Source organism: Symbioplanes lichenis, assembly GCF_030709675.1.
GTDB lineage: Bacteria > Actinomycetota > Actinomycetes > Mycobacteriales > Micromonosporaceae > Actinoplanes > Actinoplanes lichenis.
In genome coordinates, this window is record NZ_JAUZQD010000010.1 from 82,228 (window position 1) to 96,147 (window position 13,920).

Below are 13,920 nucleotides of genomic sequence, written 5' to 3' on the forward strand. Positions count from 1 at the left end.
CCCGGGAGCACGGGCCGGTCAGCGACGGCGGCCGTAGAGGCCGGCGACCAGGCTGACGCCGACGGCGGCCAGGGCGACCTGGATGATCAGCTCGATCCAGTCGATGCCGTCGGTGTCGGCGACGCCGATCGCGGCGGCCAGGAACGTGCCGATGAGGGCGGCCACGATGCCGATGACGATGGTGAGCCAGATCGGGATGTTCTGCTTGCCCGGGACCACCAGGCGGCCCAGCGCGCCGATGACGAGGCCGATGATGATCGCGGTGAGGATGCTGGAGATTTCCATGGACGGCGGATTCCCGGAACGGGCGGCCCGGCAAACGGGGGTGTCCCCGATGTGTCACAACCGAGCGGGTTCCGTCATGTTGTGACGATCTCGACTCATCCCGGGCCGCCGCCGCCCGGGCCGGGCATCATGCGGATATGGGTTCCGTGTTGTTGATCGAGGACGACGACCGCATCCGCCGGTCGCTGGCCATGGCGCTGGAGGACGAGGGGTACGCCGCCCGGGGCGTCGCCACCGCCGAGGAAGGGCTGGCGGCGCAGCGGCGGGAGGCGGCCGACACCGTGCTCGTCGACCTCATGCTGCCCGGGATGGACGGGTTCGCCGTCATCCGGGAGCTGCGCCGGCACGATGACGTCCCGATCGTGGTGATCAGCGCGCGCGACGACACCCATGACATCGTCGCCGGGCTCGAAGCGGGCGCGGACGACTACATCGTGAAGCCGGTCGCCGTGAAGGAGCTGGCCGCCCGGCTGCGCGCGCTGCACCGCCGGGCGCGGGGCGTGCCGGCGGGCGGCGGCTCGGCGTACTTCGGCGATCTGGAGGTATGCCCGGAGGCCGGCGAGGTCCTGCTGGCCGACCGGCCCGTGGCCGTCACGCGGACGGAGTTCCGGCTCCTGTGCGAGCTGGCCGAGCGCCCGGGGCAGGTGGTGTCGCGCGAGCAGCTGCTCGAACGGGTCTGGGGCTACACGACCGGCGACGAGCGGCTGGTCGACGTGCACGTCGGGCGGCTGCGGCAGAAGATCGAGCCCGATCCGGGCAGCCCGCGGCACCTCGTGACGGTCCGCGGACTCGGATACAAGTTGCAGCGGTGAGGCGACTGGGACTCCGGGCCCGGGTCACCGCCGCGTTCGCCGTCGGGGCGCTCGCTCTTTCGGCGGGCGTGACCCTGGTCTCGTACGAGCTGACCCGCCGCACCCTCGCGCAGGAGCGTGAGAGCACCGCCGTCCGCGCCGCCTATTTCGACGCCGCGGTGGTGGACGCGGGCCTGGCCGGGAGCGACCCGGACGTGCTGGCCCTGCTGCGGTCCCTGGACACCGGTGCCGAGCGCGACGCGCTGCTCCAATGGCACGGCCAATGGTATTCGCTGACGGCCGATCTGCCCGTACGCGCGGCCGTGCCGCAGTCGCTGCAAGCCCTGGCCCAGCGGGGCGAGGCCGGGGCGCAGCGGATCCACCGGGACGGGTCGGCCACGCTCGTGGTCGCCGTGCCGTTGTCGGCGTCGGCGGTGCTCTACGAGCTGGTGTCACTGCGCGAGCTGGAGCGTACGTTGCAATTGCTGGCGCTCGTCCTGCTCGTGGTCGCCGTCCTGGTCGCGGGCGGCGGGGCCGCCGTCGGCTGGTACGTGACCCGGCACTCCCTGCGCCCGCTCACCGCCGTCGTGGCGACCGCCCGCGACCTGGCCGGTGGCAACCTCGACGCCCGCATGGACCCGCACACCGAGCCCGAGCTGGCCCAGCTGTCGGCCTCGTTCAACCACATGGCCGACGAGCTCAGCCGCCGGATGGCCCGCGACCGGCGCTTCGCCGCGGACGTCAGCCACGAGCTCCGGTCGCCGTTGCAGACCCTGTCCGCGGCGGCCAGCGTCGTCGAACGCCGGCGCGAGGGCCTGGACGAGCGCTCGGCCGAGGCGCTCGGCATGATCACCGAGGAGATCGCCCGCTTCCAGGCGCTCGTCGACGACCTGATCGAGCTGGCCCGCAGCGACCAGCCCGCGCACCGGGAGGCCACCGACATCGCCGAGCTCGCCCGCAAGGTGCTGCGCCGGCACGGCCTGACCGCCGCGCTGGTCGAGGTGCTGCCCGGCGCGGCCCCCGAGTGGCACGTCGACCGGCGGCGGATCGAGCAGGCGCTGGGCAACCTCGTCGACAACGCGCAGAGGTACGGTGGGGGAGTCACGGCCGTACGTCTGGGTGGCTGTTCGCGGTCGTCTTCCGCCTGCTTCGTGGAGGTCGACGACGCCGGGCCGGGCGTGCTGGCCGGCCAGCGCGACATCATCTTCGACCGCTTCGTCCGCGGCCCGGTGGCGAACGGCCGGGGCACGACCGACGGCACCGGCCTGGGCCTGTCCATCGTCGCCCAGCACGCCGCCGCCCACGACGGCCGCGCCACGGTGACCGACCGCCCCGGCGGCGGCGCCCGCTTCCGCCTCGAGCTCGGCGGGTGCTCGGAGTGACGGGTCGTGGCGCGATGACGGGTCGTGGCGCGACGACGGGTCGTGGAGCGATGACGGGTCGTGGAGCGATGACGGGTCGCGGTCGGCGGGACTCCGGCGCGGGCTGTCGCATCAAGCAAACGCTCATGCTCGTTTCTGTCGTTACGCTCACCGCCTGCGGCCTGCCCGCCCAGAGCGAGCCGCACACCGTCGACCTCCCGCGCCGGCCGCTGACGGCGCCGCTGCCCAGCGTGGCGGCCGCCCGCCCGGGTGCGTACGCCGAGATCCTGTGCCTGGTCCGCGACGACCAGCTGGTCCAGGCCGTACGCCGCATCGACGCCCCGCCCGACGCCCAGCTCCAGCTGACCCACCTGCTGGCCGGCCCCGACGAGGCGGAGCGCAACACCGGCCTGACCAGCGCCCTCACCGGTCTCACCCTGACCGTGTCGAGGTCCCCCTCCGGCAGCGAGGCCCGCGTCGAGGTCTCCGAATCCGACGAATCGGCCGCCATCGTCGACGACGCCCTCACCTACGGTCAGATCGTCTGCACCCTCACCTCCCGCGCCGACGTGAGCGCCGTCGTCTTCACCCGCCACGGCCAGCGCCTCGAAGTCCCCCGCGCCGACGGCTCCCTCTCCCGCGACCCCCTCACCGGCAACGACTACGCCGCCCTCATCGCCCCGAATTAGGGAGCCGGGCTGCGGCGGGCCCGGACCGGCCGGAGCTATCGTGGGCGCCGTGGATCCAGCCGCCTCCAACCGTCCCGCCGCGAGCTTGTCCGCGGTGAACGCGCCGGCCGAGCTGCCGGCCTGGGAGCAGCTCCGGGTCCGCCAGGCCGAGTCCGACTACGCCGCCGTCGCGAAGGACGTCCGCATCGCCTACGCCCTCTGGTGCGTCACCGGCATCCTCGGCGGCCACCGGTTCTATCTGGGCGACACCGCCCGCTCGATGGCCATGCTCTTCACCCTCGGCGGCCTGGGTCTCTGGACCCTCGCCGACGTCTTCTTCCTCGCCCGCCGGGTCCGCACCGTCAACCGCACCCGCCGAGCCGCCGTCATGGCCCGCTACCACCTCCTCGACGGCGCCGCCGAACCGACCGGCCGTTAGCGTGCGCGCACGCCTGACCTGGGACCTCCAGCCTGGCCGCCACTCCGACTCGAAAGCACCCTGCCCGACCTCCCCGGCCTGCGGAAAGCTCAGTCGTCCACGTCCTCCTTGACCCGCGCCACCAGCTGCGTCGGGTTCACGAAGCGCAACGCCACCACCAGCAGCACCAGCATCATCCCCGTGTAAACGACGGCCATCGCGTCCACCGACTGCTGCGCGCGAATGCCGGCGGCCGACATGGAGTAGAACAGCGCCACGACAAGCGTCTGCGAGTCCGGCCCCGCGGTCAGAAACGTCAGTTCGAACATGCCCACCGTGCGCACCACGACCAGAATGCTCGCCGCCAGGATGCCCGGCACGAGCAAGGGCGCCAAGATCCTGACAAAGATCTGCCGCGTACGCGCACCGCACATGCGCGCCGCCCGTTCGACCGCCGGGTCGATCTGCTCGATGAACGGCGTCATGGTCAGGATGACGAACGGGATCGACGGGACGAGGTTGGCCAGCACCACCCCGGAGAGGTGCCCGGCGAAGCCGTACTTGTAGAGCACCGTGGCGAGCGGGATGCCGTACGTCATGGGTGGCATCAGAATCGGCAGCAGGAACAGCAGATAGAGCGCGCGCCGTCCGGGAAAGGAGCGGCGGGCCAGCACGTACGACGCCGGCACTCCCACGAGTACGGAGATGACCGCCACGAGCAGGCACACGGCGAGCGTGACGCCGAGGACGGGCAGCAGCGTGAATTCGTCCCAGGCCTGGCCGTACCAGTCGGTGGTCCAGCCCTCGGGCAGCCACGTGTCGAACCATCGGGTGCCCAGCGAGTTGACGACCACCGACCCGACCACGCCGGCGAGGCCGATGAAGAAGATGATGACCGCGGTCCACATGAACCACGTGCCGATCCGGAGCCGCATCAGCCTTTGCCTCCGCTCGTGGTGCCGGTGTAGAGCAAGCTGCGCAGGCCCAGCACCACGGCGATGACGATCAGCTCGACCAGCCCCATGATGAGCGCGGCCGCACTGCCTCCCGCGTAGTCGTAGCGCACATAGGCGGCCTCGTACGCGGCGATGGAGATGACCCGGGTGGTGCCGGAGGGGTCGCCGACCAGGATGGCCGATGGGAACACGCTGAAAGCAAGCACGAACGTGAGGCAGAACGTGGTCGCCAGCCCGGGGGCGAGCAGCGGCAGCGTGATCCGGAAGAACCGCTGGGCCCAGCCCGCGCCCAGCGTCGCGCCCGCCTTCTCGAGGCTCGGGTCGATGCCGGACAGGTACGACAGCACGAGCAGGAACGCGAACGGGAAGCCCGTGATCACCAACGACAGGAACACACCCCAGTAGTTGTGCACGAGCGTCACTGGCGAGTCGATGAAACCGATTCCCGTGAGTGCTCTGTTGACCCAGCCGGCCGGTCCGAGGAAGTTCAGCAGTCCCTCGGCCGTGAGCACGGTTCCCAGCGTGATGGGGACGACGAGCACCGTGGTCAGCAACCGTTTCCCGCGGAACCGCCCCCGCATCCGGTACGCGATGGGAACCGATGCCAGCACGTTCAGCAGCGCGGCCGGCAGGGCGATTCGCAGCGTCGTCATGATGGTGTCGCGCTGGTAGGCATCGGCGAAGAACTCGCGGTACGCCCCGAGCGGCCCCCCTTGCGCGGGCTGCAACGACAAGCCGAGCCCGTAGCAGAACGGATAGATGAACAGCGCCGCGACGAACACCGTGGCCGGCACCAGCAGCAACAACTGACGATCGATGCCACGATCGGCCAGCCGGTGGCGAAGAGCGACCATCACGCGTCCTCCGGAACGATCGGGAAGATCAGCAGCCGGTCCGGGTCGAGGGCCACCTCCGCCTGGTCGCCGGGTCGCAATCCCTTGCCCGTACGCAGATGCAGGCGGACGCCGCCGGCGGTGTGCACCTCCGCGGCCACCTCCCGCCCCTGGTACTCGACGACACCGACGGTCACCGGGATCCCGTGGCCCAGATGCACGTCCTCGGGCCGGATCGCCACCTCCACTGAGTCACCGCTGGAAACGGTTCCCACGGCCGTTCCCGTCAGGCGCAGCCCGTCGCCTTCCACGACATTCCCGGCGACCGCCCGCATCGGCAGGATGTTGCGATAGCCCATGAAGCCGGCGACATGCCGATTCGCGGGCTGCGTGTGCACCTGCTCGGGCGTCCCGATCTGTTGCACCCGCCCGTTGCGGAGCACGACCAGCCGGTCCGACATGGACAGCGCCTCCTCCTGGTCGTGCGTGACGTAGACCGTGGTCAGCCCGAGCGACTGGTGCAGGCGCCGGATCTCCGTCCGCATCTCCAGCCGCAGCATCGCGTCGAGGTTCGACAACGGCTCGTCCATCAGCACCAGCGACGGCTCGAGCACCACGGCCCGGGCGATCGCCACGCGTTGCTGCTGGCCGCCGGAGAGCTGTCCCGGCAGCTTGCCCGCGTGCTCCTCCAGCCGCACCAGCCGGATCGCCTCGTCGGTGCGGCGGGCGACCTCGGCGCGCGGCCGGCGCTGCATCTTCAGGCCGAAGGCGACGTTGCCGCGGACCGACATGTGCGGGAAGAGCGCGTAGTTCTGGAACACCATGCCGAATCCGCGCCGCTCGGCCGGCAGCGTGTCGAGCCGGGTGTCGTCGCGCCAGATGCTGCCCCGGCTCAGCGGCAGCAGCCCGGCGAGACAGTTCAGGGCCGTGGACTTGCCGCATCCGGACGGGCCGAGCAGCGCGATGAATTCGCCCCGCTCGATGGTCAGGTCCAGATCGGCCAAGGCGTCGCTGCTGCCGAACCGTCGCGTGACCTGTTCCAGCCGCAACTGTCGCCATGCAGCCCCACCCGCCGTTCCCGGCCGGGCCGCCGGCTGACCTTGAGTCACTTCTTCACCTTGTTCCCGCCGACTTCCCGGTCCCACTTGTCGAAGGCCGCCACGAGGGCCTTGGCCTCCAGCGGCACCTCCAGCGGATTGCCGGCGATCAGCTGGTCGTACTCCGCGCGCCCGAATTCCTCGATCGCCTGGCGGCTGTTCTCCGGCGCCATCGACAGCGGCACGTCCTTGACCGCCGGGCCCGGATAGAAATAGCCCTTGTCGTACGCCTTCGCCTGCTGCTCCGGCGTGAGCATGAACCCGATCAGGGCCAGCACCGCGGCCTGCTTGTCGGTCGAGACGCCCTTGGGCACGACGGCATAGTGCGCGTCGGTGATCCAGTGGAAGCCCTCGAGCGTGCCGACCTTCGCCTCCTTGGGCACCGTGCCGAGCACCCGCGGATTGATGTCCCAGCCGGTCGTCGAGGCGATCATCTTCGCGGACCCGTTGGCGAGGTTCTTCATCGTCTCACTGGTGCTCGACGGGTACAGAGTCACGTACTTGTCGAGCTGTTTCAGGTAGTCCCACGTCTTGTTCCAGCCGTTGACCGGATCCTTGGGATCGGTGTCGCCGAGCAGATAGGGCAGGCCCATGAGGAAAGTGCGGCCGGGGCCCGAGTTCGACGGCCGGGCGTACTGGAATCCGCCGGGGTTGGCCTGGGCCCAGGCGAGCAAAGCCTGCGCGTCCGCCGGGGGAGTGGCCACGTTCTTGGGCAGATATTCGATCAGCGGGCCCGACGGATAATAGGTGACCGTGACGCCGGCGTTGCCCGCGAGTTTCTGCATGGCCGCGGCGCCCGGCAGATAGTTCGCCATGCCGGTGAGCCGGTTCGCATAGGCCGGCAGCAGATCCACCCAGAGCCCCTGATCGATGCCGGCGGCCAGCCCGTCGACCCCGGTGAGCACCAGGTCGATGTCGACCCGGCCGGCGCCCTGCTGCGCCTTCACCTTGCCGACCAGTTCCGGAGCCGTCGCCTTGGTGTAGGTCACCTTGCTGATCACGTCGCCGTTCTTCGCCGTGAAGTCGTCGATCATCGGCTGGGTGAGCTGCAGGTTGCCCGCCACGTCGAGCACGTTGACGGTCTGCGGCGACGACGGCTTGCCGGGCACCGGCCCGCTGGTCGTCCCGGCGTTGTTGTTCTGGTCCGGGGCACTGCACGCGGCGAGTCCGGCGGCGGCTGCGGTCATGACGAGGAACTGGCGTCTGCTGGACGGCATGGCACTGCTCCTAAGAAAGATCCGCCGAGGGGACCGGCGGGAAGAGTCAATGGGGTCGGACGACGTCGGTGGAGGAGCGCACGATCAGCTGGGTGGGCAGCTTGCGGTGGGCGGGCGGATGCGCGGGGTCCGCCATCGTCTCCAGCAGCAGGTCCACGCCGGCCTGCCCGATCCGCTCCATGTCGACGCCGATCGTGGTGAGCGCCGGGCTGACCAGGCTCGACAGCAGGATCCCGTCGAAGCCGATCACGCTGATCTCTTCGGGAACGTGGAAGTTCCGGTCCCGTAAGCGGTTGAGCAATCCCAGCGCCGTGAGGTCGTTGAAGGCCAGTACGGCCGTGACACCGGTCCTCAGCACCACGTCGGCCATGGCGGCGCCGCCCTCCACGGTCGGCGGGGCGGTGCCCACCTCGATCACCTCGATCGGCCGCGACTCGGCGGCCGACCGCAACCCGCGCAGGCGTTCCCGGTTGGCCCAAGAGGTGCGTGGCCCCGCCACGTAGGCCACCCGCTTGTGTCCCAGCACGTGCAGATGGAGCAGGGCCTGCGTCATGCCGCTCGCCGCGTCGAGGGTCACCGACGGGAAGGGCGTGAGCCGCCGGTTGAGCAGCACGATCGGGACCTTGCCGTGCAGTGCCCGCAGTTCCTCGTCGCTGGAGCGCGGCGAGCACAGCAGAAACCCGTCGACTTGTCTCAGGAGGGCCCGGATCAGCAAGGTCTCGACGGCCGGGTCCTCGTCGATGTCGCTGAGGAAGACCGAGTGGTCGAGCGCCCGGGCCCGGGTCTGCGCCGCCTTGACGACGCCGGCGAAGAAGGGGTTGGCCAGGTCGGGCAGCACGATGCCGAGGTTGCCGGTGCGCCCGGTGCTCAAGGCCCGGGCGGTGCGGTTGGGCACGTAGCCCAGCTCGCGGACGGCTCTCTGGACCTGTTCCCGGGTGTCGGGTCGCACCCCGCCGGGGTTCGCCAAGGCTCGGCACACCGACGACGCGGACACCCCGGCCAGCCGCGCCACGTCTTTGATCGTCACGGTCATGCCGCTCTCCCCGCCGTGGAAGACATCGACCTGCGTCAGTCTGGAACCGTTTCCGGAATATTGTCAACCGATGTCAGAAGCGTTGACGAACGTCGATAGGTGAGCGTTGACTGGGCGGGTCGAGAGGCGGCACGGATGAGCACACGGACAGGCCGGGCGGTCGCCGCGGCCCTGCTGGTGACGGCCCTGCTGGTGCTGACGCCCCGGCCGGCCGGGGCGACGGCGCCGGTCACCGCGGGCCCGGCGGCCACGGCGGGCACCACGGTCGGCTTCGACCGGTACTCGATGATCATCGGCGGCGAGCGCACGTATCTGTGGTCCGGCGAGATGCACCCCTTCCGGCTGCCGAGCCCGCGGCTGTGGCGCGACGTGCTGCAGAAGTTCAAGGTCAACGGGCTCAATGCTGTGTCGGTCTACTTCGACTGGGGCTACCACTCGCCCGCGCCGGGCGTCTACGACTTCACCGGCGTCCGCGACATGGACCGGTTCCTGCGCACGGCGGAGGAAGCCGGCCTCTACGTGATCGCGCGCCCCGGCCCGTACATCAATGCCGAGACCGACGGCGGTGGCTTCCCCGCCTGGCTGACCACGCAGGCCGGCCGCGCCCGCAGCGACGCCCCCGACTATCTCGCCGCCACCGACGAGTGGCAGAGCGCCATCGACCCGATCATCGCCCGGCATCAGCTCACCACAGGCGGCGGCTCGGTCATCCTCTATCAGATCGAGAACGAGCTCGCCGCAACCGGTTCCAGCCAGGCCAACTATCTGAAGCACCTGTACGACAAGGCGCGCGCCGACGGCATCGACGTCCCGATCTTCCACAACGACAAGGGGCGAAACGGCTACTGGGTGCCGCCGAGTTCCGGCGTTCCGGGAACGGTGCCAGGGCCGGTCGACATGTACGCGTTCGACGGCTACCCCGGCGGCACGTGCCGCACCGACGGCACCCCGAGCACGCCCAGCACCGCACCGGACTGGGGCATCCAAGGGGCGGGCGGCGCCAAGGGCGGCGCGACGGCCTCACCCGAGACGCCCGGCTTCACGGCCGAGTTCGGCGGCGGCTGGTTCGACTACTGGGGCAGTGTCGGCACCTATCCCTGCACCGCCGTGCGCCAGGGCAACGGCTACGAGCGGGTCTTCTACGGCACGAACATCGCCAACCGGCTGACCGTGCAGAACGTCTACATGGCCTTCGGTGGCACGTCGTGGGGCTGGCTGCCGGCACCGGTGGTCTACACCTCCTACGACTACGGTGCCGCGATCGACGAGGCGCGCCGCATCCGCCCGAAGGCCGCCGCGCTCAAGGAGCTCGGCTACTTCGTCCAGACCGTGCGGCCGCTCACCAAGGTGGAGAAGGGCCCCGGCGTCCCGGCCTCCACGCCGGCCGTGAAGATCGAGCACACCCTCAACCCCGACACCGGCACGCACTTCTACTTCGCGGCGCACAACCCGTCCAGTGCCACCACCGACGACCGGTTCACCTTCCCGCTGCAGACCGCCGACGGTACGTACACCGTGCCCGCCCGGCTCGACGGTCAGGACGCCAAGACCTTCGTCGCCGATTACGACCTCGCGGGCCAGCACCTCGTCTACTCCACGTCGGAGATCGAGACCCACCTGGACGACGGGGTCGCGTTGCTCTACGGCCGTGACGGTGAGGACGGCGAGACGGTCCTGCGCTACCCGAGCGAACCGGTGGTGCGTGTCCTCGACGGCAGCGCGGCCGTCACCTATGACGACACGACCGGCGATCTGCGGCTCGCGTACACCCATCAGGGTCTGATCCGGGTCAGCATCACGGAACCGGGCCGCCGGCCGTTCATCCTGCTGCTCGCCGACCAGACGACCGCCGACGCCTTCTGGCGCGTGGACAGCGACGCGGGCCCGGTGCTGGTTCACGGGCCGAGCCTGGCCCGCACCGCCGAGAGCCGCGGCCCGGTCCTCGCCCTCACCGGCGACACCAGCACCCCGGCCGGCCTCGAGGTCTGGGGCCCGGCCGGAACGCGGCTCGTCACCTGGAACGGTGTGCCCGTCAGCGTGCGGCCGACCGGCAGCAAGAGCCTGCGTGCCGTCGAACCGTTGCCCGGCCCTCGGTCCGTGACGCTGCCCGACCTGACGAAAGCCACCTGGAAGTACGCGCCGGAATCTCCGGAATCGGTTCCCGAGTTTGACGACTCCGCTTGGCGCACGGCCGATCTGACCACTACCAACAGCACCACGCCTCCGCCGGCCGGCCAACCGGTCCTGACGGCTGACGACTACGGCTTCCACCACGGCGACATCTGGTACCGGGGCCGCTTCACCGGTGCCACCCCGGAAACGCTGAGCCTGGAATTCGGTGGTGGCGGTGCCGGCTTGGTGCAGGCGTGGCTCGACGGGACCTACCTGGGCCAGACCGTGCTGAGCACCGGGGTCGCCGCGCCGCCGACGCGGGGCACGGCCACTCTGGCCGTACCGGAAAATATGCGGACCGACGGGCCGCACGTGCTCTCGGTCATGGTCCGCAACGATTCGCACAACGAGGACGGCGGCGTCAACGACGCCCACAAGGAGGGGCGCGGGCTGATCTCGGCATCGCTCGGCGCCGCCGTGTCATGGAAGATCCAGGGCGCCACGGGTACGGAGAAACTGCGCGGCCCGCTCAACAACGGCGGCCTGTTCGGCGAGCGCAACGGCTGGTACCTGCCCACCTTCCGCGACCGCACCTGGACCCCGGCGACGGTGCCTGCCACGACTGCCGCGCCCGGGACCTCGTGGTACCGCACCAGCTTCGACCTGCGCGTGCCGGCCGGCCACGACGCGTCACTCGGCCTGACCATCGGCGACCCGTCGGTGCCCCGCTCCGGCGGCCACTACCGGGTGCTGATCTTTCTCAACGGCTGGAACATGGGTCAGTACATCGCCGACGTGGGCCCGCAGCACACCTTCGTCCTGCCCACCGGCGTCCTCGACCCGCACGGCCGCAACACCCTGGCCCTCGCGGTCACCAGCGACGGTGGCCCCGGGAACGCCCTGGAACCGGTTCGACTGACCAGCCTCGCCACCGTCCGGTCCCCGGCCGGCTGACCCGGCGCCGCGCACAAACCGCCGGATTACGAAATGATCTTCGTCAGGCGAACGGCCGTATTCGAATAATTGCGCCGGAGGCTGGTAACGTCGGCCGGAGGGCGGCACCATTCCGGACTCCGCCGGAAGGTGAATGCGGACAATGACCCACCACCTGCCTCCAGGCGTTCGGCAATGACCGGCGCGGCCGTGAACGGCCGCCCCACCGGCGACAGCGCCGTCACGCTCGCCGACATCCGCACCCGCGACAGCGACCTCGCCGTCGAGACCGCGAGGCGCATCGCCGAGCACCGCGCGCAGATCACCGTCGACGACCCGCGCGCCGTCGATTTCCGCATCAGCACTGCACAATCGCCCACGCTCAGCGTCGATGTGGTGAGCGCGGGCGGCGTCCGCTACGTCACCACGGGCGAGCCGATCGACTTCCTGCTCGCCGGCACGCTCGAGCGGGGCCGGATCCAGCTGCGGGCGGGGAACGAGGAGGTGCGGCTGGCCCGGCGGGACGGTTTTCTCTATCCGCTGGAAAACGGTTACCACTCCGATTGTTCCGATCCGGCGCTCATCGATCTGCGCATTCCGTCGGCATATGTCGCCCAGCTCGCCGAGGAATTGACCGGAATACCCGCGGCCGCCTTGCGATTTCGATCTCTGGCCCCGGTCTCGGCGCCGATGGGCGAATACTGGGCGGCGACGGTCCGGTTCATCGCCGGCCGGATGCACGCGGCGGAGGGCGGGCCGCCGCCGCTGATCGTCGACCAGTTGCTGCGGCTGGGCGCCTCGGCGGTGCTCGCGGTCTTCCCGAACACCAGCATGACCACGGGTCCCCGGCCCGAGACCGCCACCACCGCCACGGGCGTCGTGCGCCGGGCCGTGGCCTTCATCGAGGCCTGCGCCGACCAGCCGCTGACGGCGGAGGAGATAGCGGCCGCCGTGGGTCTGGGTGTGCGCTCGGTGCAGCTGGCCTTCCGCCGGCAGCTGGACACCACGCCCATGGCCTACCTGCGGCGGGTCCGGCTGGAACGAGCGCGCCAGGAGCTCCAGGACGCCGATCCGGGCACCGGCGTCACCGTCGCGAACACGGCGCGCCGCTGGGGTTACCTGAGCCCGAGCCGGTTCGCCGGCGACTACCGGGCGGCCTTCCGGGAGAGCCCGGGGCACACCTTGCGGTCCTGACGGAGGCCGGCGATGACAGAACGGGCGGCACCATGAGCGACGACGGTGGGCTGCGACCGCAACGGTGGCGCACGATCCTCTCCGACGAGGGGCTGGCCCGGCAGGAGCTGGCCCGTCTTCTCGCCCCGGCCGGGCTGACGCTCGACGCCGCGGCCGGGAGCGGCTTCCGGCTCGGCGTCGACGCCGTCCGGCTCGGGCCGCTGCTGGCGGTGAGCATGTCGTTCGCGATGCCGCTGACCGCGACGATGGCCGGTCTCGGCGGCTACCACTTCACCCTGTCCGACGCCGGCCGGGGTCAGCTGGTGCACGAGGGGGCGAGGGTCGAGGTCGACCGGGGGCATGCCGCCGCGGCCGGGCCGGGGGACGCGGTGACCTTCCGGCACGGCGCCGACTTCCGTCCGCTGGCGCTGATCGTGGACGAGGCGGCGCTACGTCAGGAGCTGGCGGTCCTGACCGGGATGCCGGCGGCACGCCGGCTGCGCTTCGCCTCGAGCCTGACCGTCACCAGCGGTGCCGCGGCGAGCTGGTGCCGGACGGTCCGATCTTTCCGGGCCGAGGGCCTGGCGGGCGACAGCCTGCTGCAGTACCCGCTGATCGCCGAGCACATGCGGCATCTCGTCGTCGCCGGCGCGCTGCTGTGCCTGCCGCACAGCCACCGGGCCGAGCTCGACCAGCCGGCGGCCCCGATGCATCCGGCGTCCCTGCGCCGCGTGGTGACGGCGATCGAGGACCGTCCGGAGCAGCCGTTCTCTGTCGGCGACCTCGCCGCGATCGGCCGGATCAGCGTCCGGACGCTGCAGATCGGCTTCCAGCGGCACCTCGGGATGTCGCCGACCGCCTACCTCCGGCAGGTCCGCCTGGGCCGCGCGCACCAGCTGTTGCTCGCGGGGCTGCAGGGGCAGGAGACCGTGGCCGCCGTGGCCCACCGCTGCGGGTTCGCCCATCTCGGCCGGTTCAGCCGCGCCTACCGGCAGCGCTACGGCGCCGCCCCGTCGGAGACGCTGCGTCTGGGGGACTGACCC

General features: G+C 70.9%; 13 protein-coding genes. 7 read left to right on the forward strand and 6 right to left on the reverse strand.

Features of this window, described 5'->3' with window-relative positions; all coding sequences use genetic code 11:
* Positions 1-18: 18 nt before the first annotated feature.
* On the reverse strand, positions 19-285 hold the full coding sequence (locus tag RAN62_RS24155) for a GlsB/YeaQ/YmgE family stress response membrane protein (protein ID WP_305787024.1): 267 nt from the start codon (positions 283-285) through the stop codon (positions 19-21).
* Between the two features lie 137 nt (positions 286-422).
* Between RAN62_RS24155 and RAN62_RS24160 the strand changes: the two genes are divergently transcribed.
* From RAN62_RS24160 to RAN62_RS24175, 4 genes are all read left to right on the forward strand, one after another.
* Positions 423-1,097: a response regulator transcription factor gene (locus RAN62_RS24160; protein ID WP_305787025.1), complete on the forward strand. Its 675-nt coding sequence runs from the start codon at positions 423-425 to the stop codon at positions 1,095-1,097.
* Complete coding sequence (locus RAN62_RS24165; protein WP_305787026.1) at positions 1,094-2,458, forward strand: HAMP domain-containing sensor histidine kinase; 1,365 nt, start codon at positions 1,094-1,096, stop codon at positions 2,456-2,458. Before RAN62_RS24160 ends, RAN62_RS24165 begins: the two co-directional genes overlap by 4 nt.
* Before the next feature lie 125 nt (positions 2,459-2,583).
* Positions 2,584-3,126 (forward strand): GerMN domain-containing protein, encoded by a 543-nt coding sequence (locus tag RAN62_RS24170; protein ID WP_305787027.1) that lies wholly within the window; start codon positions 2,584-2,586, stop codon positions 3,124-3,126.
* Positions 3,127-3,175: 49 nt separating this feature from the next.
* Positions 3,176-3,544, forward strand: a complete 369-nt coding sequence (locus tag RAN62_RS24175; RefSeq protein ID WP_305787028.1) for a TM2 domain-containing protein — start codon at positions 3,176-3,178, stop codon at positions 3,542-3,544.
* A gap of 89 nt (positions 3,545-3,633) precedes the next feature.
* On the opposite strand, the gene RAN62_RS24180 is transcribed toward RAN62_RS24175, so the two are convergent.
* Genes RAN62_RS24180 through RAN62_RS24200 form a run of 5 tightly spaced genes read right to left on the reverse strand, consistent with a single transcriptional unit; the run spans position 3,634 to position 8,659 of the window.
* A complete protein-coding gene (locus RAN62_RS24180) occupies positions 3,634-4,458 on the reverse strand; it encodes an ABC transporter permease (protein WP_305787029.1) in 825 nt (274 codons plus the stop codon).
* Positions 4,458-5,333, reverse strand: a complete 876-nt coding sequence (locus tag RAN62_RS24185; protein ID WP_305787030.1) for an ABC transporter permease — start codon at positions 5,331-5,333, stop codon at positions 4,458-4,460. Before RAN62_RS24185 ends, RAN62_RS24180 begins: the two co-directional genes overlap by 1 nt.
* Positions 5,333-6,421 (reverse strand): ABC transporter ATP-binding protein, encoded by a 1,089-nt coding sequence (locus RAN62_RS24190; RefSeq protein ID WP_305787031.1) that lies wholly within the window; start codon positions 6,419-6,421, stop codon positions 5,333-5,335. The genes RAN62_RS24185 and RAN62_RS24190 overlap by 1 nt, the downstream gene beginning before the upstream one ends.
* Positions 6,418-7,626, reverse strand: coding sequence for an extracellular solute-binding protein (locus RAN62_RS24195; RefSeq protein ID WP_305787032.1), 1,209 nt, complete (start codon positions 7,624-7,626; stop codon positions 6,418-6,420). The genes RAN62_RS24190 and RAN62_RS24195 overlap by 4 nt, the downstream gene beginning before the upstream one ends.
* Positions 7,627-7,672: 46 nt before the next feature.
* Positions 7,673-8,659: a LacI family DNA-binding transcriptional regulator gene (locus RAN62_RS24200; RefSeq protein WP_305787033.1), complete on the reverse strand. Its 987-nt coding sequence runs from the start codon at positions 8,657-8,659 to the stop codon at positions 7,673-7,675.
* Between the two features lie 135 nt (positions 8,660-8,794).
* On the opposite strand from RAN62_RS24200, the gene RAN62_RS24205 reads away from it, so the two are divergent.
* The 3 genes from RAN62_RS24205 to RAN62_RS24215 all read left to right on the forward strand — a co-directional run bounded on the left by RAN62_RS24205 (position 8,795) and on the right by RAN62_RS24215 (position 13,917).
* Positions 8,795-11,725 (forward strand): beta-galactosidase, encoded by a 2,931-nt coding sequence (locus RAN62_RS24205; protein WP_305787034.1) that lies wholly within the window; start codon positions 8,795-8,797, stop codon positions 11,723-11,725.
* 174 nt (positions 11,726-11,899) lie between these two features.
* The gene (locus RAN62_RS24210; RefSeq protein ID WP_305787035.1) at positions 11,900-12,898 is read left to right on the forward strand and encodes a helix-turn-helix transcriptional regulator; all 999 of its coding nucleotides are present in this window, start codon (positions 11,900-11,902) and stop codon (positions 12,896-12,898) included.
* Positions 12,899-12,930: 32 nt separating this feature from the next.
* The gene (locus tag RAN62_RS24215) at positions 12,931-13,917 is read left to right on the forward strand and encodes a helix-turn-helix transcriptional regulator (RefSeq protein ID WP_305787036.1); all 987 of its coding nucleotides are present in this window, start codon (positions 12,931-12,933) and stop codon (positions 13,915-13,917) included.
* The last annotated feature ends 3 nt before the right edge of the window (positions 13,918-13,920 follow it).

Bases quoted from the DNA above. Each gene is read 5' to 3' on its own strand.
- RAN62_RS24205 (WP_305787034.1), top strand. From the start codon at position 8,795: ATGAGCACACGGACAGGCCGGGCGGTCGCCGCGGCCCTGCTGGTGACG.
- RAN62_RS24170 (WP_305787027.1), top strand. From the start codon at position 2,584: ATGCTCGTTTCTGTCGTTACGCTCACCGCCTGCGGCCTGCCCGCCCAG.
- RAN62_RS24215 (WP_305787036.1), top strand. From the start codon at position 12,931: ATGAGCGACGACGGTGGGCTGCGACCGCAACGGTGGCGCACGATCCTC.
- RAN62_RS24195 (WP_305787032.1), bottom strand. From the start codon at position 7,626: ATGCCGTCCAGCAGACGCCAGTTCCTCGTCATGACCGCAGCCGCCGCC.
- RAN62_RS24200 (WP_305787033.1), bottom strand. From the start codon at position 8,659: ATGACCGTGACGATCAAAGACGTGGCGCGGCTGGCCGGGGTGTCCGCG.
- RAN62_RS24155 (WP_305787024.1), bottom strand. From the start codon at position 285: ATGGAAATCTCCAGCATCCTCACCGCGATCATCATCGGCCTCGTCATC.
- RAN62_RS24210 (WP_305787035.1), top strand. From the start codon at position 11,900: ATGACCGGCGCGGCCGTGAACGGCCGCCCCACCGGCGACAGCGCCGTC.
- RAN62_RS24185 (WP_305787030.1), bottom strand. From the start codon at position 5,333: ATGGTCGCTCTTCGCCACCGGCTGGCCGATCGTGGCATCGATCGTCAG.
- RAN62_RS24180 (WP_305787029.1), bottom strand. From the start codon at position 4,458: ATGCGGCTCCGGATCGGCACGTGGTTCATGTGGACCGCGGTCATCATC.
- RAN62_RS24160 (WP_305787025.1), top strand. From the start codon at position 423: ATGGGTTCCGTGTTGTTGATCGAGGACGACGACCGCATCCGCCGGTCG.